The organism is Vibrio sp. 1874 (assembly GCF_033344395.1).
Lineage (GTDB): Bacteria > Pseudomonadota > Gammaproteobacteria > Enterobacterales > Vibrionaceae > Vibrio > Vibrio alginolyticus.
In genome coordinates this window covers 21,650-42,421 of sequence record NZ_JAWPOR010000002.1, presented here as the reverse complement: position 1 = coordinate 42,421, position 20,772 = coordinate 21,650, and the positions used below count along the sequence as shown (strand labels likewise).

Here is a 20,772-nt window from a genome sequence, read left to right as displayed (position 1 = left end):
ATATTGATTACAAAATCATCATTAGAACTAGGCATCCCCGCTGTTTGAGAAAAACACGATCTCGATACAAGTATCGAGGTGTCTCCTACACTATTCTCAAGCAATAAATCCACAAACATTTCCTAAATATAAAGAGTGAGAAACATGATTAAGTTTCCTGAACATTTTCTTTGGGGCGGTGCCATTGCTGCAAACCAAGTAGAAGGGGCGTACAACCTTGGGGGTAAAGGGTTATCGACATCAGACATGCTGCCAAACGGTATTTTGAGTCCGCATCAAACCCGTGAAGAGCGTACACCGGGTATCAAAGACGTGGCGATCGACTTCTACAATCGCTACCCAGAAGACATCGCGCTGTTCAAAGAGATGGGCTTTAACTGTCTGCGTCTCTCTTTGGCATGGAGCCGCATCTTCCCGAACGGGGACGAACTAGAACCTAACGAAGAAGGTTTGGCGTTCTACGATAAAATTTTTGACGAACTTGCCGAGCACAACATCCAACCTTTCGTGACATTATCTCACTACGAAATGCCTTACGCACTGGTCGAGAACTACGGTGGTTGGGGCGATCGTCGCGTCATCGAATTCTTCGAACGTTATGCTCGCACCGTGCTGGAACGCTACAAAGACAAAGTGAAGCTGTGGTTAACGTTCAACGAAATCAACATGTCTCTACACGCACCATTTACTGGTGTTGGTTTGCAAGAAGACGCCAGTGAACAAGAGATTTACCAAGCGATTCACCACCAACTAGTCGCCAACGCAAAAGCGGTAAAACTGTGTCAGCAAATCGTACCAAACGGCAAGATTGGTAACATGCTGCTTGGCGCAATCAACTACCCATATACCTGTAACCCTGATGACGTGCTTGCTGCAATGCATGAAAACAACAAGTGGTTGTTCTTCGGTGATGTGCAAACACGTGGTCAGTACCCTGGCTACATGAAGCGTTACTTCCGCGAAAACGGCATTGAAATTCAGATGGAAGCAGGCGACTTAGAAGAAATTGCGTCTGCGAGTGTCGACTTCATCTCATTCAGCTACTACGCAAGTGGCTGTGCTAGCGCGGATCCGAAACAGAAAGAAGTGGGTAACATCGTCGATAGCGTACCAAACCCATATCTTGAAAAGAGCCAATGGGGCTGGCTGATCGATCCAAAAGGTCTTCGCGTTCTGCTGAACTTCCTTCACGATCGCTACCAAAAGCCACTGTTCGTCGTAGAAAATGGCTTAGGCGCGCGTGATGAAATCGATGAAAACGGTGAGATTCAGGATGATTACCGCATCGCTTACTTGAACGACCACCTTGTGCAAGCACACGAAGCGATTCTTGATGGCGTTGAGCTGATGGGCTTCACCAGTTGGGGACCAATCGATTTGGTCGCGAACTCAACCGCTGAGATGAGCAAACGTTACGGCTTTATCTATGTCGATCGTCATGATGATGGGCAAGGAACGCTAGAACGTAAACGCAAGAAAAGCTTTTTCTGGTATCAAGACGTGATTCGTACTTCAGGCGGTTCATTGAAAAGATAAGCCTGTTGTCTAGGTATAAAGTGCAACTAGGCATTCGCCTAAACCATCAAGCCCTGCAATTGCAGGGCTTGAATTTTAAGGTGTTTATTCATTTAGAGATTAAACTGCAATCTCTCCACCGTCTTCACGGCGAATAACCACTGTCGCCGCTCGTGGGCGCACAGAAACACCAGCAGGTGTTTCTTCGGCTGCATCTTCACTGTATGGCCAGTTACCTGGGTGCTGAATATTCACAAACAATGATTTGTAATCAGGGCTGATGGTAAAGCCTGTTACTTCACAACCATTTGGTCCGACAAAGAAGCGTTTCAATTCAGCTTGATTATCCGCACCAATCACAGCTTGATCACCATTCTCATCTGTTAGCTTAGATGGCACAACAGCCAACATTTGATCATTGGTGTAAGACGTGACTTCATCTGCGCCGTTGTCCGTTTGAATCCACAAAATACCACGGCCATCAAACGCTAATCCGTCTGGGCTCGCAAACTGGTTTAACTCATTCAAGCCAGAACGGTTGGTATCTGCATCACCATTTGCTGGCGAACCAAACACAAAGATATCCCAAGTAAAGTCAGTTGCTGAAGCACCTTCATCCCAACGAATAACATGACCAAACTTATTATTTAAACGTGGATTCGCAGGATTGGTTTCATCTGTACGGCGCGTATTGTTCGTCAATGTTAAATATACTGAACCCGTGAATGGATCAACCGTACACCACTCTGGTCGATCCATTGGTGTTGCCCCAACTAAATCCGCCGCACCCGCAGTATTGATGATAATTTCAGCAAGTGAATCAAAGTGATCCGCTAATGTACCACCAGCGGTTGTTACGCTATCAAGCGTTAATGGTAACCAAGTACCTGTGCTGTCTTCATTGAAGCGCGCCACATACAGTGTGCCTTCGTCCATGTACTTGTCACCCATCGCCAAGCGGTTATCAGGGTTAGCATCTGCTGGATCCCACGCTGCCGCAGATTCAAATTTGTATAGGTATTCAAAGCGAGAATCGTGACCAGAATAAAATACCACTGGTTTGCCTTCTTCAAGCTTACCGAAAGTACAGCCCTCGTGACGGAAACGACCTAGCGCAGTACGTTTCTTCGCACGTGAGTTTTGCGTGTAAGGGTCAATCTCGACAATGTAACCGTGACCATTGGCTTCATTACGGTAATCATCCATCGCACTTGCTCCTGTTGGAGCCACATTAAAGCGAGAGAACTCATCAAGACGCTCTTCTGCATTTCCTGCTAATGTCTCCCATAGGTAACGAGTGCTTTGGTCATCGACACCAATGCGATCTTGCTCTTCTGTACGAGTCCCGGCGTTAACAAAGTAACCTGGCCAGTTCTCTTCACACGTTAAGTACGTGCCCCACGGCGTGTAGCCGTTGCCACAGTTGTTTAACGTACCACGCGCTTGGCTGCCATCTGGTGAGAAACGAGTGACAGTTAAAGATGTGTGGGCTACCGGGCCAGACAAATCCATGACTGTCGCACCAGTATAACGACGGTTTAGTGGGTCGGTATCAACCAACTTCCACATGTTGTCTTCCAGTTGAATGCGAACCACTGATACACCGTGCGCGTTAATCTCTTTGCGCACTTCATCTACAATGGTACGTACGCCATTTTCAACCGTCGGACCGTTTGGATGCAGTGCTGATGTGTCGATGTACTCGTGGTTAATACATAGCAAGCCATCTGTAGTGCTATCGTTCAATGGGAAAAAATGCATGCCGTCATGGTGCATGCCTAGCGCATTTAACTGATCGGTACTGGTGTTGGTACCATCATTTCGCCATGCGCTGCCTTGTGCATTAAGTGGTGTTCCCCAAGGTACTAGTACTTGTGCGGTGTAGCCTTGTGGAATTGAAACTGCGTCAGTGAGTGAGCCAGGGATAGATTCAAAGTTAAGAACGGCTTTAGATGCGCCCGAACCACTGCTTACTGTACTCCCTGAGTCAGACGAGTTACAACCAGCCAATCCGAAAGCACCAAACGCTGTCATCGCACTGATACCTAAACCACCTTTCAGAATGCTGCGTCGAGATAGGCTCGCTTCTAATACTTCTTCAAATGGTTTGTTTTCACTTTGGTTATAACGCGTCGCGTCAAAGGTTTCCTTGCTCATTTTTACTTTCCCGATCTTATAGTTTAATTAATAAATAAGTGATTAGTTGAACGGCAAGAAGTTTGGATAAGAAAAATGACAAAAGTGCTTAAAACATATGAAACTTGTGTTTCAACAATACTGCAAACCAATCAACACAGCTAACGAAGCAATTAAATTCTGGTCACATAATCACCAACTGTATCGCTTCATTCTGATTTTACTTGGGCTAAAGTGTGATAGAAGGTATAAGGTGTACGAAATCAAATCATCTACGAGAGATAATCATGAAATTAGACAAGATCGATAACAAGAGCCGTCGTATCCGTAAAAAGCTGTTCTTAGGTGAGTTCGCAATCCTAGGTTTCGAGATCAGCTGTGAAACAGACATTAACGACTTCGACCGTTACGATGCATTCGTTGATGACTTTATCGACTACATTGACGAGCTTGGTCTTTGCTTCGGTGGCGGTGGTCTAGAACTGTTTGAAGGCTTCCTATGTTCTACTGACCGTTACGGCAGTGCGACTGAAGAACAGAAAGCGCAAGTTATCAAATGGTTAGAAGCACGCCCAGAAGTGAAAAGCGCGCAAGCGGGCGAACTAGTTGACGCCAACTACCTGTAACTAAAGGGCAACCTGTAATACGCAGAGCTCACTAAATGGTAGAGAAAGCTGGTCTTAAGACTGGCTTTTTTATTTTTGGAAGAATGCGATATTAAAAATAGGGTGCTTGGGAAGTTGCGCGGAGTGATTGTGGCGTTTTTGAGCTGGCAATCAACGGGAAACTGCGTTCCACAGCCAGCTCGTGCCTTTAGGTATAATTAACTATGATTTTTTAGCTGGGGCGTCTTTCGTGTCTTTCCAGTATTGAATACGCACACGATGTAGCTGAGCTCTTCTAGTCTTTTTCATAGTAAAGTCCCTCATCTTATATAAGTAACGCTCCTCATGGAGCTTATTGTCTAAGGTCGTATCCCCTTCAATCTATAAGGGAATCAATCATTTAACCGTGACCAATTTCACAACATAATGATAATTACCGATTTCTTGCAGCCTGTTTTTACTGGCAAACGGCATATTATCTATCTGACACAGTTAACTTACTCACCAGATATGACAGAAAAATGGCAATCAAGTTCCCTACTTATACTGTCATTGAATCTTAATAAGGATTAACAAGGTGGGCATTTCAGATTTACCATACTGTTTATAAAAACCGCAAGAATTTTTATTTCTTTTCAAACAAATCTCTACTCAAGATCAATTCACTTTCATCTTTATCGTCTCCCTTTTAACGCATTGTGATCCAGTTCAATCCACAGAACTCGGAACAAAAAGCGCACATTAATACATTCACCACCAAACTTGTGCGAGATCTCTTACAAGAGTTGTAAGCAAATAGATTAACCACCGCTAAGAGCAATGCCAAAAAAAACATTAAACATATGATTTAAAAGTAATATTTAAATTCACTTAAAATAATAAGTAAAAATAATTTAGAAAAGTTAATTGAGTCAAATCAGCAAAACATCAATACTCAATTTGTCGACAGGATGTTGGCGGGAACAGGAAAAAAGCCTAAAGGATTGGGTATCTTCAGGATGAAGATTTGATAGCTTAGGATGAGTTATCAGCAAGGATGTAGTTAAGCTCTAGGATAGAGTTCGCCCGTCAGGATGATAGGCAAGAATGGACACCGCTAGGAAGGCGATGAACAAGGAACTCGGTTAAAGGACTTAGCCACAATCAAGGATAGATGCAGGGAGCACCTATTAGTAGCTGGATTGCTGCGAAAAAGAATAAGCCCCGTCTGGGAAACCAGGCGGGGTTTTATTTTGTCTGTAATGTATTGATAGCGATTCATCTTTATCGTTTAAGTCTTCTCTGTTTTCATAAAACACCGTGCTATCATTTTCTTTACGTCTCCCAACAAAGCTCTCAGAAAATCACACACTATGCTTAATCCTGTTTGGTTACATACATTTAAGACATTGATTGAAGTCGGTCATTTTACGCAAACGGCAGAAAAACTTTTTATGACTCAGCCTGGCGTCAGCCAACATATCAAAAAATTAGAGCAAAGTTGTCAGCATGCCTTGATCAAGCGCGAAAACAAAAGCTTCGAATTAACCGAACAAGGCAGGATTGTCTACGCATATGCGCTCGAGTTAGAAGATAGAGAGAAGAAGCTGCTCGAAGAGCTCAGTTTTGATGATGCATTTTCAGGCCACTGTAAACTGGCTTGTTCTGGTGCAATGGCGTTAATGTTGTATGGGCCCATTTTGGAGAAGCAAAAACAGCACCCGAGCTTATCGTTACATTTAGAAGCCGCGCCAAATCAATCTATTCTCAACGCCATAACGCAAGGGCACATTGATATTGGTATCGTGACTGATGTTCCCAACAAAGGTCTGTTTCACAGTGAGCGAATTGGTAAAGAGAGGTTGTGCTTGGTTCTGCCAAAGCAATATCAAAATAAGCAGATAACGCCACAACTCTTGCATGACTGTGGTGTCATTAGCCACCCTGATGCCGAGCATTACATGACGCTGTTTTTTGACCAATGTGAAGAACCACAGCTCCAAGAAATTAAGATGAGCGATTTACCATTATCCGGCTACGTAAATCAGTTGAGCCAAATTTTGCTGCCTGTCAGCAAAGGACTTGGCTTCACCGTGCTGCCTCAAAGTGCGGTCGACAATTTTCCACTAAAAGACACGTTATACATTGCTCAACTGAAAAACACTGTATGTGAAGAGCTATTTCTGGTTCGTAAGCGCAGTCGTGCTCTACCTCTGCGCTATCAGACCATCAAAGAAGTGTTATTGGATGTGATCGGTGGCGCGCATCAATGATGTTAGCCACTCTTCGCTGGTAATGCGTTCCTCTTGGCAATCCACCCAATATGGTTTGCCAGATAACCAGCTCTTTGACGCGACCTCTTTTATAAACACATCCACGGAATCAACGTCATCTTTGGCGTAATCCCATTTATTACGCATGTGTTCTGCCGCTTCTTGATTAGTGTACGCCTTGCCGTTGCGGATAAAGGTGCAAGAGGATTGCTCAATTCGTTTTATCAACGTCGAGATATCTTGCTCTACCCCTGCTAGTGCAAAGGTAGGCAGAATGCTTAATGTAAGTAACAACGTCCACTTTGCTTTCATCGCACCTTTATCCTTATCCCTGACCACGTAACTACTAATAGTAACTACTGATAAGTGACTTAACTATTCTGGTGTTTGGCTGTTTAGCTCAGCAATTATTGCCACCATGCCTTAGCAGGCTGAGGCTCCGCAATCGCCAAGCGTTGACCAATCTCAGGGCTCACCAACGTAACACCGCGCTCTTCACTGATGTCTAACGCACGTTGCATTGGCTCATTCCAATCGTGCATTGATAAATCAAACGTGCTGTTATGGATCGGCATCATCACTTTGCCCTGCACATCGATGTGTGCTTGAACGCTTTGCTCTGGGAACATGTGAATGTCTGACCAGAGTTCATTGTACGCACCTGTTTCAATCATGGTGAAGTCAAACGGACCGTACTTTTCGCCAATCTCTTTAAAGCCATTGAAGTAACCAGAGTCACCACTGAAGAACACTTTGTGTTGTTGTGCATTGATAACCCAACTGCCCCACAGCGTCGTATCGCGGTCTGTCAAACCTCGACCAGAGAAATGCTGAGTCGGAGTTAGTGTATATTCAATGCCGTCAACAGAGTGTGACTCCCACCAGTCTAGTTCGATCACTTTCTCTTTGGGTACACCCCAATTCACCAGTAATTGGCCTACTTTTAACGGCACCAAGAAAGTGCCCACCTTGTCGCCTAGCACTTTAATAGAAGCTTTATCTAGGTGATCGTAATGGTCATGACTGATCACCACCACATCGATAGTTGGCAAATTTTCTATCGTGATGGGGGTTTGGTGAAAGCGTTTTGGCCCTGCCCATTGTACAGGAGACGCGCGATCACTGAATACAGGGTCGGTCATTACCAGTTTTCCATCGAGCTTCATTAATACGCTTGAATGACCCAGACGATAGATGACGTCATCTTGCTCTTCTAACAGTTGCCGCGCTGTGATCGCATGCACTGGAATTTCAATCGTTGGTGTTGGGTTAAGGCGCTCAGTCGTAAAATACGCTTTCATGATTTCGAACATGTCGCCCAAACCGCTTTTGTATTCCAACTCTATGTTTGAAAATTTGTCCGGGTATGTTGGCGCTTTTTCAGTATCAACATTAGAACAAGAAATCATTGATGTACCCATCGCGAACGCTCCTACTGTGGCTAGCAAAGTTTTTTTCATAAAAAGTTAACCCGAACAAAAGTAAACTACACGGTGCAGTTTACATTCTAATTATCAAAAGTAAACTACTTAGTGTAAAATAGATCAAGAAATGATCTTCTTAACTTAGCAAGCTTATGAATGTAAAAAGAAAAAGTCGTAGCGAAACCAAAAGAGAAGCCATCCTGTGCGCAGCAAAGCAAGCGTTCCAAGAGTTTGGGGTGCAAAACACCAGCATGGATAAGCTCTCTGCTATCGCGCAAGTCTCTAAGCGCACGGTCTACAACCATTTCCCTTCTAAAGAAGCGATCGTGACAGAGTTACTAACCGAACTATGGCGTTCTTCAATGATGGATAGCGACATTGAACGTTTACCAACACTCCCGCTAAAAGATCAATTGATTGAATTACTCTACAGCGAGATCATTGTGGTGACGGAACCAAACTATATTGAGCTGGCAAAAGTGGCATTTGGGCACTTCTTATTTAAGCCGGAAGATCTCAAAGAACAAGCAGAACAAATGTCGAAACAGGAAACCGCCCTGTACCGCTGGCTTACTGAGAAATCGAACAGTGGCGCTTTGCAAATTGATGATGTACATATAGCGAGCACTCAATTGCACAACTTACTTAAAGGCAGTGCATTCTGGCCGCAGTTAATGGGAATTCGCCCCTCTTTGTCGAATGAAGAATCTAGGCTGTTAGCTACCCAAACGGCGGAACTTTTTTTAAGTCACTATCAAAACAGCTAAAAACAGCGGTCAAATTGGCCGCTTTTTTAAGCGATAATTCGTGACAAAGCGATGAAATTTTTGCTCAATTTTATTTATCTCACCCTTGACAGTCTCATACCGCAAGGCGTGAGCGTTCGATAAAATATTTTTGTCGTGTCGACGATGCTTTTTCGTTTTCATCTCACAAAAAAACGCCCTAAGGTGCGCACCTCTGACGACGTGGTTGTTCAACCACAATTCTAAATCGTTGAAGTAAGTAGGTTATGTCATAACATGATCACCTGCCTACTGCATTCTATGCTCTATACTTATATTTTAATTTGGTACTGACTTACTAAGGAATTGCCATGCGTATTGCTATTCTCTCTCGTAATGAGAATTTATATTCAACCATGCGCCTAAAACAGGCGGGTGAAGAACGTGGGCATCAAATCGATGTGATCGACACGCTTCACTGTTATATGGACATTACGAGCAACAACCCTAAGATCCGCTACAAGGGTGAAGAATTACCGCAATACGATGCTGTTATTCCACGTATTGGGGCATCTATTACGTTTTACGGCACTGCTGTTGTACGTCAGTTTGAAATGATGGGTACATTTTGTGTCAACGAATCTGTCGCGATCAGCCGCTCTCGTGACAAGTTGCGCTCATTGCAACTGCTATCACGTAAAGGCATCGGTTTGCCACGCACTGGCTTTGCTCACCATCCTGACAACATTCAGGACGTGATCAAAAACGTTGGTGGCGCACCTCTAGTAATTAAATTGCTAGAAGGCACTCAAGGCATTGGTGTTGTACTTGCTGAAACAAATAAAGCGGCAGAAAGCGTGATTGAAGCTTTCATGGGTTTGAAAGCTAACATCATGGTGCAAGAATTTATCGAAGAAGCAAAAGGCGCGGACATCCGTTGTTTTGTTGTCGGAAATAAAGTAATAGCCGCAATGAAGCGCCAAGCAAAAGAAGGTGAGTTCCGTTCTAACCTTCACCGTGGCGGCTCTGCACAACTCGTGCGTTTGAGCAAAGAAGAGCGTGCGACCGCTGTAAATGCTGCGAAAGTGATGGGCTTGAACCTTTGTGGTGTGGATATCCTTCAATCTAAAAATGGCCCAGTGGTAATGGAAGTGAACTCTTCCCCTGGTCTAGAAGGCATCGAACTAGCAACGGGTAAAAACATTGCAGGTATGATCTTCGATTTTATCGAGAAAAACGCTAAGCCAAATTCAAACCGTACTCGCGGTAAAGGTTGATTTTTGTTTAACGCACAAGAGAGCCAAAAAACGGCTCTCTTGTTACTCGTCGCTAGGATGACACTATGAATCAGAAAATGATCATTGGGAATGCCGAAGCTATTTGCTTGCCAGAGTTAGGGATTACTCACCTTGAAGCGCGTATTGATACAGGCGCTCAAACCTCTTCATTACATGTAGACAATATTGATTGCTTTGAAAAAGATGGTCAGTCTTATGTTGCATTCGATTTGCACCCAGATGTATACCATTTAGAACAAGTGGTTCGCTGCACAGCGAAACTAAAAGCAAACCGTAAGGTTAAATCTTCTAACGGTACTTTTGAGCACCGCTGCGTGATCACAACGATGCTGCGTATGGGCGACCAACAATGGCCAATCGACATTACGTTGACTAACCGTGAAAAAATGACTTACATGATGTTGTTAGGTCGTCAGGGTATGGCAGACAAAGTGCTGGTTGATCCTAGCCAATCTCACTTATTGGCATCTTAACCCCGTAGCTTCAGATGAGTGATCGAACGTTTTTGTTGAGCATCACTCGTCTGGCTTTATCTTAGCCTACTTCCTACGAAATAACGCAAACAACAATCCCTTCGCTTTAACTTTTGTCACTCGCCAGTGCGTCATTGGCTTAGTCGGCGCTGTATTCAAAATGTGCTGATACGCTTTTTCATCCAAAGTCACTTCTCCCCCATGTGCCAAAAGCAAACATTGCGGATTCATCTCAAACACACGCTTTAATGATTGCCGATATTGATTCGGATGAAATATGGGAAACGGCGCAATCAGATGCTGTTTCACCTGCACCATTAAATCCGCCACATACAGTACATCTTGTTCAGAATGATAAACCGACAGATCTCGGTCGGTATGCCCTAGTGTTTCTAGCACCTGCCAATCATCAAATCCAGGAATAAACTCTCCATCAATAAGTTCAATATCTGGCTTTAGCTTGCGGGAATACCACAGGTTTTGCTTTGGTTTACGCATCCGATTCGCCATCCAGCGTGCTAACATCAAATCGGTCAAATGCATTAGCCAACCGTCTACACCGCTATACCACTGGTTCTCTCGCTTTGCGGCCAATAGCTTGCATCCTGTTAAGTCACGTAGTTTGTGCGCACCACCAGCATGGTCTGGATGCATGTGGGTCACAACAACCAACTTTAGATCAGAAAAAGGACGATGGAGTTGATGTTCAATAAAGTCTTTAAGATGAGGAATGTCTGCTCGACTGGCACCATCAAGCAACAATAATCTATCGGGATATTCGGCGAGATACATGGTCTGAATGTACCCCTGAATTCTGTGCAGCTGCAAAATATGTCCTTATTTTAGTGAGATGCTTCATGACCGAATCCTTACTGGTCAGACCAACTATAACAGCAGAATGGACGCTTCGGTAAACAAATATTCACACGTAGCGACGACAACAAATCATAATCGAGATGATAGATTTTAATCATTAGACTCAAGGGCCCGTTTATCCGTTAATGCGCGCACACGGAGTTCGTGTCAGGGTATGAGGTAAATACCTCATGATTTGCTTTTTTGTACTTTTCCTTCTAATTAATTAAGGAGTTAAGTACATTTTTGTGAGAATCGAGTTGGAAAAAGCAACTAAATTAGACCGCATCCGCGCGGACTACAACGTTCACTACTGGAGCCAAGGTTTCTACGGCATTGATGACCAAGGCGAAGTATATGTATCACCACGTAGTGATCGTGCACATCAAATCCCTTTCAGCGCTATTGTAAATGAGCTAGAAGCGAAGCAGTTAAATCTGCCTGTATTAGTACGCTTCCCGCAAATCGTGCACCAACGTGTGCATGGTATTTGCCACGCATTCAACCAAGCAATTGAAGAATACCAATATCCAAACAAATACTTGTTGGTGTACCCAATTAAAGTAAACCAACAACGTGAAGTGGTGGATGAAATTCTAGCGAGCCAAGCTCAACTAGAAACCAAGCAGCTTGGTCTTGAAGCGGGTAGCAAGCCAGAATTGTTGGCGGTACTTGCATTGGCTCAACAAGGTAGCTCCGTAATCGTGTGTAATGGCTACAAAGACCGTGAGTATGTGCGTCTTGCACTGATCGGTGAAAAGCTGGGTCACAAGGTATTCATCGTACTAGAGAAGCTTTCTGAGCTGGATCTGGTACTAGAAGAAGCGAAAAGTTTGGGCGTAAAACCGCGCCTTGGTTTACGCATTCGCCTCGCCTCTCAAGGCGCAGGGAAATGGCAAGCAAGTGGCGGTGAAAAATCGAAGTTTGGTTTATCAGCATCGCAAGTGCTTAGCGTTATTGAACGTCTTAAACGCGAAGGCAACCTAGACGCGATGCAACTGGTTCACTTCCACCTTGGTTCACAGATGGCAAACATCCGTGATGTACGCAATGGTGTGAACGAGTCTGCACGTTTCTACTGCGAACTACGCGCACTCGGTGCAAACATCGAGTACTTCGATGTGGGCGGCGGCTTGGCAGTGGATTATGACGGCACACGCAGCCAATCATCGAATTCGATGAACTACGGCCTTGCAGAATACGCACGTAATATTGTGAACACAGTGGGCGATGTGTGTCTGCAATACGAACAACCAATGCCAGTGATCATTTCGGAATCGGGTCGCTCGCTAACAGCGCACCACGCTGTATTGATTTCTAACGTAATTGGTACCGAGTCGTACCTACCGGAAGAAGTACATGAGCTTGATGAGGACGCTCCGCTTTTGCTACAAAACATGTGGCGAAACTGGGAAAACTTGCAAGATGGTACAGACGCTCGTGCGTTAATTGAGATTTACAATGATACCCAAAGTGATTTGGCAGAAGTGCACTCTCAATTTGCTACAGGTGTGCTTAACTTGGAACAACGTGCGTGGGCAGAACAATTGTCACTGCGCATTTACTTCGAATTAAGCCGAAAGATGAGCACTAAGAATCGCTTCCACCGTCCGATTCTGGACGAGTTGAGCGAACGTCTTGCGGATAAGTTCTTCGTGAACTTCTCTCTCTTCCAATCTCTACCAGATGCTTGGGGTATTGATCAGGTGTTCCCTGTTCTGCCACTTTCTGGTCTTGGCGAGGCGGAAGAACGTCGTGCAGTGATGTTGGACATCACATGTGACTCTGATGGCGCGATCGATCACTACGTTGATGGTCAAGGCATCGAGAGCACGCTACCTGTACCAGCTTGGAGCAAAGACAAACCGTACTTAATGGGCTTTTTCCTAGTAGGCGCATACCAAGAAATCCTTGGTGACATGCACAACCTATTTGGTGATACCCACAGTGCTGTAGTCAATGTTGATGAACATGGTCAATTTGAGATCAGTTACATCAACGAAGGTGATAGTGTAGAAGACATGATGCGCTACGTTCATATCGACGTGGATGCGATTCGTGACAATTATAAACAATTGGTTTCACAGCGAGTTGAAGCCAATGAACAAGCACAAATCCTAGCAGAACTAGAACAAGGTCTAGCAGGATACACCTATTTAGAGGACTTCTGATATGAATGATTTGTTTACTAAAACTGATTATTCGCTTTACTCCAACTCTATGTCGTTTTTACGTCTGCCGTACATTCGTAACCCGGTATCGGCAGACGCAGACGTTGTGGTGTTGGGAGTCCCTCTGGACATGGCAACATCTGGGCGTCCAGGTGCGCGTATGGGTCCAGATGCAATTCGCCGTGCCTCAGTCAACTTGGCATGGGAAGGTAAGAAGTTCCCTTGGAGCTTCAACGTATTGGATAAACTGAAAGTGATCGACGCAGGTGATCTCGTGTTCGATTGCGGTGATGCGGAAGATTTTACTTACCGCCTTGAAGCGGCAACCAGTGAAATTCTAAAAAGTGGTAAAACCATGTTGGGATTGGGCGGTGACCACTTCATTACGCTACCTATCCTGCGTGCCTATGCGAAGCATCATGGCCAAATGGCGTTGATTCACTTTGATGCTCATACGGACACCTATGCAAATGGCAGTTCATACGACCACGGTACGATGTTCTACCATGCGCCGAAAGAAGGTTTGATCTCAGCGAAGAACTCAATACAAATCGGCATTCGTACGGAGTACAAACAGCAAGATCACGGCTTCAATGTGATTAATGCGATGCAAGCGAATGACATGTCGGTGAACGAGATCCTAGAAGAAATTCGTCGCACCGTCGCAGACAACCCAGTATATGTCACTTTTGACATCGACTGCTTAGACCCGGCCTTCGCACCGGGAACTGGTACACCAGTTTGTGGTGGCTTGAACTCAGACAAAGCGCTGAAAATTATTCGTGGTTTAGCCGGCATGAATATCGTGGGTATGGATGTTGTCGAAGTATCGCCTCCATACGACCACAGTGATGTTACCGCACTAGCGGGAGCAACCATCGCACTAGAAATTCTTTACGCATACGCATCTGAGCGCGAATAGACATAATCATTTCTAAGGGAGCTTCGGCTCCCTTTTCTTTCTGATGCTTTCCTCTACCTTTTATTCACTCGTTTCATCTTGAACTCACCTCAACCGATCAGACGCTTTATTTTTGCACTTTAACCATTAAAACCAGTTACCTATAAGGCTCATTCTATTCACGAAAAGTAAAAAAATTTAACGTAATTAGACAAAGAAATGCACCGCTTTTTGAAAACAAAATCGGATTAGTTTTTCTAATTGAAATCATAGATTTTTATCTTGCTCAACTTCACACTTTTCGATTGCTAATTATACAAGCAAGCACTATTATCTCGCGCAAATACCCCCCGCAACACAAGAATTCAGTTAGCACTCTGTAAAAGAGTGCTAAGGGTTTTTACGTCTTAAATTTTTTGGAGAGATACGCAAATGTCTGCTTCGTTTCCATTAGCGAAACTTACCTTTTTAATCGCTATATTGACTGCCGTGGGTCAAATGACCCAGACAATGTACGTGCCTTCAATCGGTCATATGGCGGGCGAGTTTTTGGTATCTGCGTCATCACTTCAAGCTGTGATGGCTTGTTACCTAATCCCATATGGCTTGTCGCAATTTGCGTATGGCACACTATCGGACCGCTTGGGACGCAAACCGATCATCATCGTCGGGCTGCTTATCTACATCGTGGGTACACTGGTAGCATTATTTGCACATCAATTTGAATGGTTCTTGATTGGTAGCTTTATCCAAGGCTTAGGTATTGGCTGCGGCGGTGCGATGTCACGCACTCTGACTCGCGATTGCTTTGAAGGCTCTGATCTACACAGAGCAAACAGCTTAATTAGCATGTGTGTGATTTTCTCACCATTAATGGCACCAGTATTAGGCGGCTACCTAACAGAAGCTTTCGGATGGCGGTCGAGCTACTTGTTCTTAGCGCTATTTGCTATCGCGGTTGTGATCACCATGATGACAAGCATGATGGAGACGCTACCAAAAGAGAAACGCAAATTCGAACCAGTAGCCAAAAGCTACAAACACGTTTTGTCTGACCGCCGCTTTCAAGGCTTTTTGATTTGCCTGGTTGCAACATTCGCTGGTGTGGGTGTATTCGAAGCGGCGGCTGGGGTGTTGTTAGGTGGGGTATTAGAATTACCAGCAACAACGGTAAGTTTGCTGTTTATATTGCCGATCCCAGGTTACTTGGTGGGCGCAGGCTTATCTAGCTATATAGCAAGACGTCGCTCTGAGCGTCGTGCTTTAAACGTAGGCTTGGTCTCTATTTTTGTGGGCTCTGCTATTGTGCTCATCCCAGGCTTGTTTGGTTTGACCACGGCGTTAACGCTGGTTGGAGGCGCAACCGTGTACTTTTTGGGTGCGGGTATTCTCTTCCCAGCAGCAACAACTGGAGCGATTGCGCCATTCCCATACCATGCAGGAACAGCAGGCGCGACATTGGGTGGCATGCAAAACTTGGGGGCAGGTGTCGCAACTTTGCTCGCGTCACTATTTCCAGCGCATAACCAGATGCCTTTGGGCATTTTGATGATGGCAATGTCGGTAATTGCAATGCTTGGGTTAATGTGGGTGAATCGAGCACACAATCACTCAAACGAAGTACCGCAAGTTATCTGATCATTATCAGCTTACTTTCAAAATCCAAAAGGGACACTCTCAACAAGTGTGTCCCTTTTTTCATATCACACTATATCGATTTCCCGATGAGAATGATTTAACTTTCGAATTGATATTTGTTAAAAATAACAGCTGCTTACACAATGTGTTTTCAGCTTCCTTCAAATTGAGTAGCCAACTCGAAAATATTGAGGATTCTCACTTTTTCGGCATACCCCATAACAAAGAATGGACAACTGAAAAACACTAACAAAATGAAAGCCCAGCCCTCAGGATGAGGCCACTTGGGTGTACAATAAGGATAAAATCAGATGCGTTTCACTTTAACTACGTTGGCCGTCTCGGTCGCGCTTGTCGCCGGATGCAGCAATCAAGGAACCCCCAGCATGACTCAATACTCCCAAACACAGATCGTTGCTCAACAAACTCAAGCTCCGGTTGCGAAAAAAGTCCCTCACGCGATGACTATTCATGGCGATACCCGCGTTGATAACTACTACTGGATGCGTGACGACGAACGTAAAGACCCTGAAATTTTGCAGCACCTAGAGAAAGAAAATCAGTACGCAGAAACCGTTCTAAAGCACACTGAAACACTTCAAGATACGCTATTTGAAGAAATTAAAGGGCGCATCGCAAAAGACGACAACTCAGTACCGGTTCGTAAAGGCAACTACTTCTACTCCAGTGAAGTGACCGGAGATAACGAGTACGAAGTCCATTTGCGAGCTAAAGACTTTGCAGGCAAAGACAAACAAATCATTTTAGATGTCAATGAACTAGCAAAAGAACATGAATTTTTCAGTATCGGCGGCCTATACGTTAGTCCGAATGAAAACTTATTGGCGTATGGCGAAGATACATTAAGCCGCCGCGTGTACACCCTTAAGATCAAAGACCTGACAACAGGCAATTACCTACAAGATGAAATCGAAGGGGCCTCAAGCGCTGTCGCATGGCAGAACGATAACAACGCCTTTTACTACATCAAAAAAGATCCACAGACCTTATTGGGCTACCAAGTTTATCGTCATGTATTGGGCACACCACAAAGCAGCGATGAGCTGATTTTTGAGGAAACCGACAGCGCCTATTACACCTCACTAAGCAAAAGCAAAGATGGCGAAGATATTTATATCTGGCATTCGAGTACAGAAACCAGTGGGGTCTCTATTATTGATGCGAACAACCCTAAAGCAAAGGCGAAACCGTTCTATCCTCGTGAAGATGGCATTGAATACAGTATTTCTAAGCTAGGCGATTGGTACTACATTTATACTAACTATCAAGCCGTCAACTTCCGTTTGATGAAAGTTCATCAAAATGACATGCATGACCGCTCTAAATGGCAAGATGTGATTGCGGCAGACAACAACACTCAACTTGTCGACTTCGAGTTATTCGATGATCACATCGTCTATGAGCAGCGCTCTAACGGCCTAGCAAGCGTCACTGTACGTCAGCTTTCAACAGGAAAAGAATTCCCCCTCACATTTAATGACGATGCGTTTGCTGCCTATTTGACAGGTAACCTAGAGCTGGATAACGAGAAAGTTCGTATTTATTACAGCAGTTTAACCACTCCAGGAACCTACTACGATTTCGATCTAAAAACGGGCGGGTCAGAAGTCATGAAGCAAACACCTGTACTTGGTGATTTTAATCCTAACAATTACCAATCAGAACGCATCATGGTCACAGCCCGTGACGGTAAAGAAGTACCCGTTTCTTTGGTGTATCGTAAAGACTTATTTAAGAAAGATGGTACAAATCCACTCTACCAATATGGTTATGGATCTTATGGCGCAACCATTGAGCCAACTTTCCGCTCGACACGTTTGAGTCTATTGGATCGCGGCTTTGTTTACGCCATTGCTCATATTCGTGGATCTGAAATGCTTGGCCGCCCTTGGTATGAAGACGGTAAAAAACTAACCAAGCAAAACACATTCAACGACTTTATTGATGTGACTAAAGGTTTGGTTGAACAAGGCTACGGCGCGAAAGATAAAGTCTTCGCTGTTGGTGGCTCTGCAGGAGGTCTCTTAATGGGGGCAATCATCAACCAAGCACCAGAACTGTACCGCGGTATCGGTGCACATGTTCCGTTTGTGGACGTGGTAACCACTATGCTCGATGAATCAATTCCATTGACCACCAATGAGTATGATGAATGGGGTAACCCAAATAACAAAACATACTATGACTATATGTTGAGTTACTCGCCTTACGACAACATCAAGGCGCAAAACTACCCGAACATGTTGGTAACGACTGGCTTGCACGACTCTCAAGTACAGTACTTTGAACCAATGAAGTGGGTCGCCAAACTTCGTGAAATGAAGACAGACGATAACGTCTTGTTGTTCAAAACCGATATGGAAGCCGGACACGGCGGCGCATCTGGTCGATTTAAGCGCTTAAAAGAAGATGCGCTAGAGTATGCCTTCTTCCTCGATTTACTCGATAAAAAATAAGCGTATTAATAGAACTGCATCTCTTCTAACAACAAAAATGCCCGCAAGTTGCGGGCATTTTTTATAGACGCACTCTCTAAACAAAGAGTGGGGTTACCTAAGCACAGAATGACTAGCGTCTCTTATAGCCAAAGGATAGCAGAAAGAAAAACGCCTACTCACAACGAGTAGGCGTTAACACAATAAATGTGTTTAGGCAGTAGAAACTGGCCTATTTATTAGAAGTAGTAACGAGCACCTAGAGTCCAGTAGTCGTTCTCTTCATTGTTGTAGTCGTTACCTAGATCAAACTGGTAAGCTGCAAACGTTACGAAAGCAGGAGTTACAGCGTACTCTGCTTGTAGCGCAGTTTCGCTTGAAACTGTCTTATTGTCTTCTTCGTCTTCTACGCCTTCGTAGTTAACGCTGAATGTCCAATCGTTTACGCCGTATGCCAAAAGAGCTTCAAGTTGAGAAGTGTCTTTACGCATTTGGTAGAAGTACTCGTTCATACCGTATACTACTGCTGCGTATAGACCTGAACCGTACTGACCGTAGTTTACAGAGAATAGGTGTGATTCAGCGTTCTTAGTACCTAGAGTCGCGTTTTTAACATCACCACCGCTGTATACGTAGCCTAGACCAAAGCCAGCTACAGAACCGCTCAATGCAACTTGACCACGTTGCTCGTATGTTGTTGCATCTGAAGTTTGCTCACCTTGCCAACCTAGACCTAGGTTGAAAGCAAAACCTTCACCAAATTCAAAACCTTTACGGTAGCTAAGCATTTTATCAGCACGAGCTGAGCCTAGGTTGCCGTGGTTGTCGTACAAAAAGTCGTTCGCAAACGCGATTGGTAGATCCGCAACGCCAGCGACATCGTAGTAAGGTGACCATTGAGTACCTGCTACTAAACGGCCAAACTGCTCATGAGTAGCACCGATGTAACCTAGACGAGTTTTGAACGATTGCTCGCCACCGTTTAGGTAGTTAAGCGCCCATTCACCTTTAGCGTCGATAGTAATACCGTTGCCAATGTCTTTCTTACCCGCAACGTTAATACGTGGAGACACTTGGTGAACTTTTACATCTTCTTCGAAATACTCACCCACGCCAACTGAAACGTGACCGCCGATCGATAAAGATGTACCATCGCTGTTGTAAACTTCTGCTGCGAAGGCCTGTGAACCACATGCTAGTGCCGCCACTGCAACGGCTAGAGTTTTCATTTTCATTGTTAACATCCGTATAGTTGTTTGTACCGGTTCGCTTAGAAACAGATTAAATCCGAATCAATCGCAACGAACACATAACAAAGTAGTAATGAAATAGAAATGAAACAAACACTTTCTTATGCAACCAGTGGTATTAATGCTCACATTTTGAACTGAGTCACAAAAAAATAGGGAACTTTTCATTCCCCATCATAAAATCTGTGGCTTTTTACGTGTCACATCTCCCAACGTGCGAGTGGCTTCTCAGTTTTGATACCCTTACTGCCCCAGCGGTCAATAACATCAATTTGCAGTATGCGGCTCGGTTTAATAAGCGATGTCAAGGTTTTCGACGGTCGTTTATCCGTCACTAACCATAGCGTTTTATCTTGTTCAAACTGAGCTTTTAAAGATAATTTGTCTTCTTCTGTCCACTCGAGTTCCGGCTTAAATTCGCGCCCAACCACAAACAATTGGTTGCCAGAGGCAAAGTCCTCTAATGACTCACTCATCAGTACCACTGAATCGATGCCTTTATCGAAGATCTCTGCCTGTTGTTGGTTGATCAGTTCACGCACATTGAGCATAAGAGCCTGTTGATTCGTTTGAATAGCCTTTTGGTGTTCAGGATATACACGTTGTAGATCCTCTCCAACAATGCCCGCCATTCGGATTAAGTTTGTAGGGTTCAGCCATGCGTACTTCGATGTTGACCCGTTTTCCAATGTCAGTACTGCAACTCCTTGAGCTCTAGGAGAAATGGCCTGCGATGCATCGATTTCAATCAAGTGAATGTTGCCCTGTCGAGCGTAAACATAAGTCGGGTCTTGTTTCCAAATCGCACCAAGAGTAACAGCAACCGTCGCGGCTTGACCCGCTTGCTTAACTTGCTCTGTACCTTTATTTGCGAACCAGTTCTCAAGACGCTCAACGCCGTAACGCTTTGGAGGCAGATACTGAGTCTCTATCCCTGTACCTTTCATGAGTTGCTCAGACAACATGTACGTGACGGGAGTGCTGGTTAAAATGTCTTTGGCGCCTGCCAACGATGGAAGTGTCGTCGCTATAACCAAACCAAAAGTTATCGCTAATTTTTTTATCTTCATGTT

Annotated in this window: 16 protein-coding genes; 10 read left to right on the top strand and 6 right to left on the bottom strand. The window is 44.5% G+C overall.

The genetic code is table 11. From position 1 onward, the window contains the following. Positions 1-144 precede the first annotated feature (144 nt). Positions 145-1,536 (top strand): glycoside hydrolase family 1 protein, encoded by a 1,392-nt coding sequence (locus R8N46_RS04155; RefSeq protein WP_213972276.1) that lies wholly within the window; start codon positions 145-147, stop codon positions 1,534-1,536. A gap of 99 nt (positions 1,537-1,635) precedes the next feature. On the opposite strand, the gene R8N46_RS04150 is transcribed toward R8N46_RS04155, so the two are convergent. Next, positions 1,636-3,672, bottom strand: coding sequence for a PhoX family protein (locus R8N46_RS04150; protein ID WP_213972277.1), 2,037 nt, complete (start codon positions 3,670-3,672; stop codon positions 1,636-1,638). 266 nt (positions 3,673-3,938) lie between these two features. Between R8N46_RS04150 and R8N46_RS04145 the strand changes: the two genes are divergently transcribed. Beyond that, positions 3,939-4,277: a YggL family protein gene (locus tag R8N46_RS04145; RefSeq protein WP_005374208.1), complete on the top strand. Its 339-nt coding sequence runs from the start codon at positions 3,939-3,941 to the stop codon at positions 4,275-4,277. A gap of 1,331 nt (positions 4,278-5,608) precedes the next feature. After that, positions 5,609-6,508, top strand: coding sequence for a LysR family transcriptional regulator (locus tag R8N46_RS04140; protein ID WP_017819717.1), 900 nt, complete (start codon positions 5,609-5,611; stop codon positions 6,506-6,508). Here R8N46_RS04140 and R8N46_RS04135 read toward each other — a convergent pair. Both R8N46_RS04135 and R8N46_RS04130 read right to left on the bottom strand, forming a co-directional pair. After that, positions 6,476-6,820, bottom strand: a complete 345-nt coding sequence (locus R8N46_RS04135) for a DUF5329 family protein (protein WP_318098372.1) — start codon at positions 6,818-6,820, stop codon at positions 6,476-6,478. The genes R8N46_RS04140 and R8N46_RS04135 overlap by 33 nt on opposite strands. A gap of 95 nt (positions 6,821-6,915) precedes the next feature. Beyond that, positions 6,916-7,929 carry an MBL fold metallo-hydrolase gene (locus tag R8N46_RS04130; RefSeq protein WP_318098373.1) on the bottom strand — a complete coding sequence of 338 codons (1,014 nt, stop codon included), beginning with the start codon at positions 7,927-7,929 and terminating at the stop codon, positions 6,916-6,918. A 155-nt stretch (positions 7,930-8,084) separates the two neighbouring features. Here R8N46_RS04130 and R8N46_RS04125 point away from each other — a divergent pair, with 155 nt between their 5' ends. The 3 genes from R8N46_RS04125 (at position 8,085) to R8N46_RS04115 (ending at position 10,428) form a co-directional block, all read left to right on the top strand. Beyond that, entirely contained in the window at positions 8,085-8,699 is a 615-nt protein-coding gene (locus tag R8N46_RS04125) for a TetR/AcrR family transcriptional regulator (protein WP_005374222.1), read from the top strand. A gap of 329 nt (positions 8,700-9,028) precedes the next feature. Then, positions 9,029-9,934, top strand: coding sequence for a 30S ribosomal protein S6--L-glutamate ligase (rimK, locus tag R8N46_RS04120; protein WP_005374224.1), 906 nt, complete (start codon positions 9,029-9,031; stop codon positions 9,932-9,934). Between the two features lie 65 nt (positions 9,935-9,999). Beyond that, positions 10,000-10,428 carry an ATP-dependent zinc protease gene (locus R8N46_RS04115; RefSeq protein ID WP_005384193.1) on the top strand — a complete coding sequence of 143 codons (429 nt, stop codon included), beginning with the start codon at positions 10,000-10,002 and terminating at the stop codon, positions 10,426-10,428. 66 nt (positions 10,429-10,494) lie between these two features. Here the strand turns inward: R8N46_RS04115 and R8N46_RS04110 are convergent, their stop codons facing one another. After that, positions 10,495-11,220, bottom strand: coding sequence for an MBL fold metallo-hydrolase (locus tag R8N46_RS04110; protein WP_054574596.1), 726 nt, complete (start codon positions 11,218-11,220; stop codon positions 10,495-10,497). Positions 11,221-11,543: 323 nt separating this feature from the next. Between R8N46_RS04110 and speA the strand changes: the two genes are divergently transcribed. The 4 genes from speA to R8N46_RS04090 all read left to right on the top strand — a co-directional run bounded on the left by speA (position 11,544) and on the right by R8N46_RS04090 (position 18,470). Continuing rightward, positions 11,544-13,454 carry an arginine decarboxylase gene (gene speA / locus R8N46_RS04105; protein WP_031778854.1) on the top strand — a complete coding sequence of 637 codons (1,911 nt, stop codon included), beginning with the start codon at positions 11,544-11,546 and terminating at the stop codon, positions 13,452-13,454. Between the two features lies 1 nt (position 13,455). Next, complete coding sequence (gene speB, locus R8N46_RS04100; RefSeq protein ID WP_213972278.1) at positions 13,456-14,376, top strand: agmatinase; 921 nt, start codon at positions 13,456-13,458, stop codon at positions 14,374-14,376. Positions 14,377-14,787: 411 nt separating this feature from the next. Beyond that, positions 14,788-15,993: a multidrug efflux MFS transporter EmrD gene (gene emrD, locus R8N46_RS04095; protein ID WP_017635532.1), complete on the top strand. Its 1,206-nt coding sequence runs from the start codon at positions 14,788-14,790 to the stop codon at positions 15,991-15,993. A 311-nt stretch (positions 15,994-16,304) separates the two neighbouring features. Beyond that, complete coding sequence (locus R8N46_RS04090) at positions 16,305-18,470, top strand: S9 family peptidase (RefSeq protein ID WP_085569255.1); 2,166 nt, start codon at positions 16,305-16,307, stop codon at positions 18,468-18,470. Between the two features lie 218 nt (positions 18,471-18,688). Here R8N46_RS04090 and R8N46_RS04085 read toward each other — a convergent pair whose 3' ends face one another. Continuing rightward, positions 18,689-19,684 carry a porin gene (locus tag R8N46_RS04085; RefSeq protein ID WP_017635534.1) on the bottom strand — a complete coding sequence of 332 codons (996 nt, stop codon included), beginning with the start codon at positions 19,682-19,684 and terminating at the stop codon, positions 18,689-18,691. 215 nt (positions 19,685-19,899) lie between these two features. Further along, a complete protein-coding gene (locus R8N46_RS04080; RefSeq protein ID WP_033906236.1) occupies positions 19,900-20,769 on the bottom strand; it encodes a metal ABC transporter solute-binding protein, Zn/Mn family in 870 nt (289 codons plus the stop codon). Positions 20,770-20,772: the final 3 nt, after the last annotated feature.

Excerpts from the sequence above, each read along its gene's own strand:
- R8N46_RS04155 (WP_213972276.1), top strand. The coding sequence starts at position 145 with ATGATTAAGTTTCCTGAACATTTTCTTTGGGGCGGTGCCATTGCTGCA.
- R8N46_RS04150 (WP_213972277.1), bottom strand. The coding sequence starts at position 3,672 with ATGAGCAAGGAAACCTTTGACGCGACGCGTTATAACCAAAGTGAAAAC.
- R8N46_RS04145 (WP_005374208.1), top strand. The coding sequence starts at position 3,939 with ATGAAATTAGACAAGATCGATAACAAGAGCCGTCGTATCCGTAAAAAG.
- R8N46_RS04140 (WP_017819717.1), top strand. The coding sequence starts at position 5,609 with ATGCTTAATCCTGTTTGGTTACATACATTTAAGACATTGATTGAAGTC.
- R8N46_RS04135 (WP_318098372.1), bottom strand. The coding sequence starts at position 6,820 with ATGAAAGCAAAGTGGACGTTGTTACTTACATTAAGCATTCTGCCTACC.
- R8N46_RS04130 (WP_318098373.1), bottom strand. The coding sequence starts at position 7,929 with ATGGGTACATCAATGATTTCTTGTTCTAATGTTGATACTGAAAAAGCG.
- R8N46_RS04125 (WP_005374222.1), top strand. The coding sequence starts at position 8,085 with ATGAATGTAAAAAGAAAAAGTCGTAGCGAAACCAAAAGAGAAGCCATC.
- rimK (WP_005374224.1), top strand. The coding sequence starts at position 9,029 with ATGCGTATTGCTATTCTCTCTCGTAATGAGAATTTATATTCAACCATG.
- R8N46_RS04115 (WP_005384193.1), top strand. The coding sequence starts at position 10,000 with ATGAATCAGAAAATGATCATTGGGAATGCCGAAGCTATTTGCTTGCCA.
- R8N46_RS04110 (WP_054574596.1), bottom strand. The coding sequence starts at position 11,220 with ATGTATCTCGCCGAATATCCCGATAGATTATTGTTGCTTGATGGTGCC.
- speB (WP_213972278.1), top strand. The coding sequence starts at position 13,456 with ATGAATGATTTGTTTACTAAAACTGATTATTCGCTTTACTCCAACTCT.
- emrD (WP_017635532.1), top strand. The coding sequence starts at position 14,788 with ATGTCTGCTTCGTTTCCATTAGCGAAACTTACCTTTTTAATCGCTATA.
- R8N46_RS04090 (WP_085569255.1), top strand. The coding sequence starts at position 16,305 with ATGCGTTTCACTTTAACTACGTTGGCCGTCTCGGTCGCGCTTGTCGCC.
- R8N46_RS04085 (WP_017635534.1), bottom strand. The coding sequence starts at position 19,684 with ATGAAAATGAAAACTCTAGCCGTTGCAGTGGCGGCACTAGCATGTGGT.
- R8N46_RS04080 (WP_033906236.1), bottom strand. The coding sequence starts at position 20,769 with ATGAAGATAAAAAAATTAGCGATAACTTTTGGTTTGGTTATAGCGACG.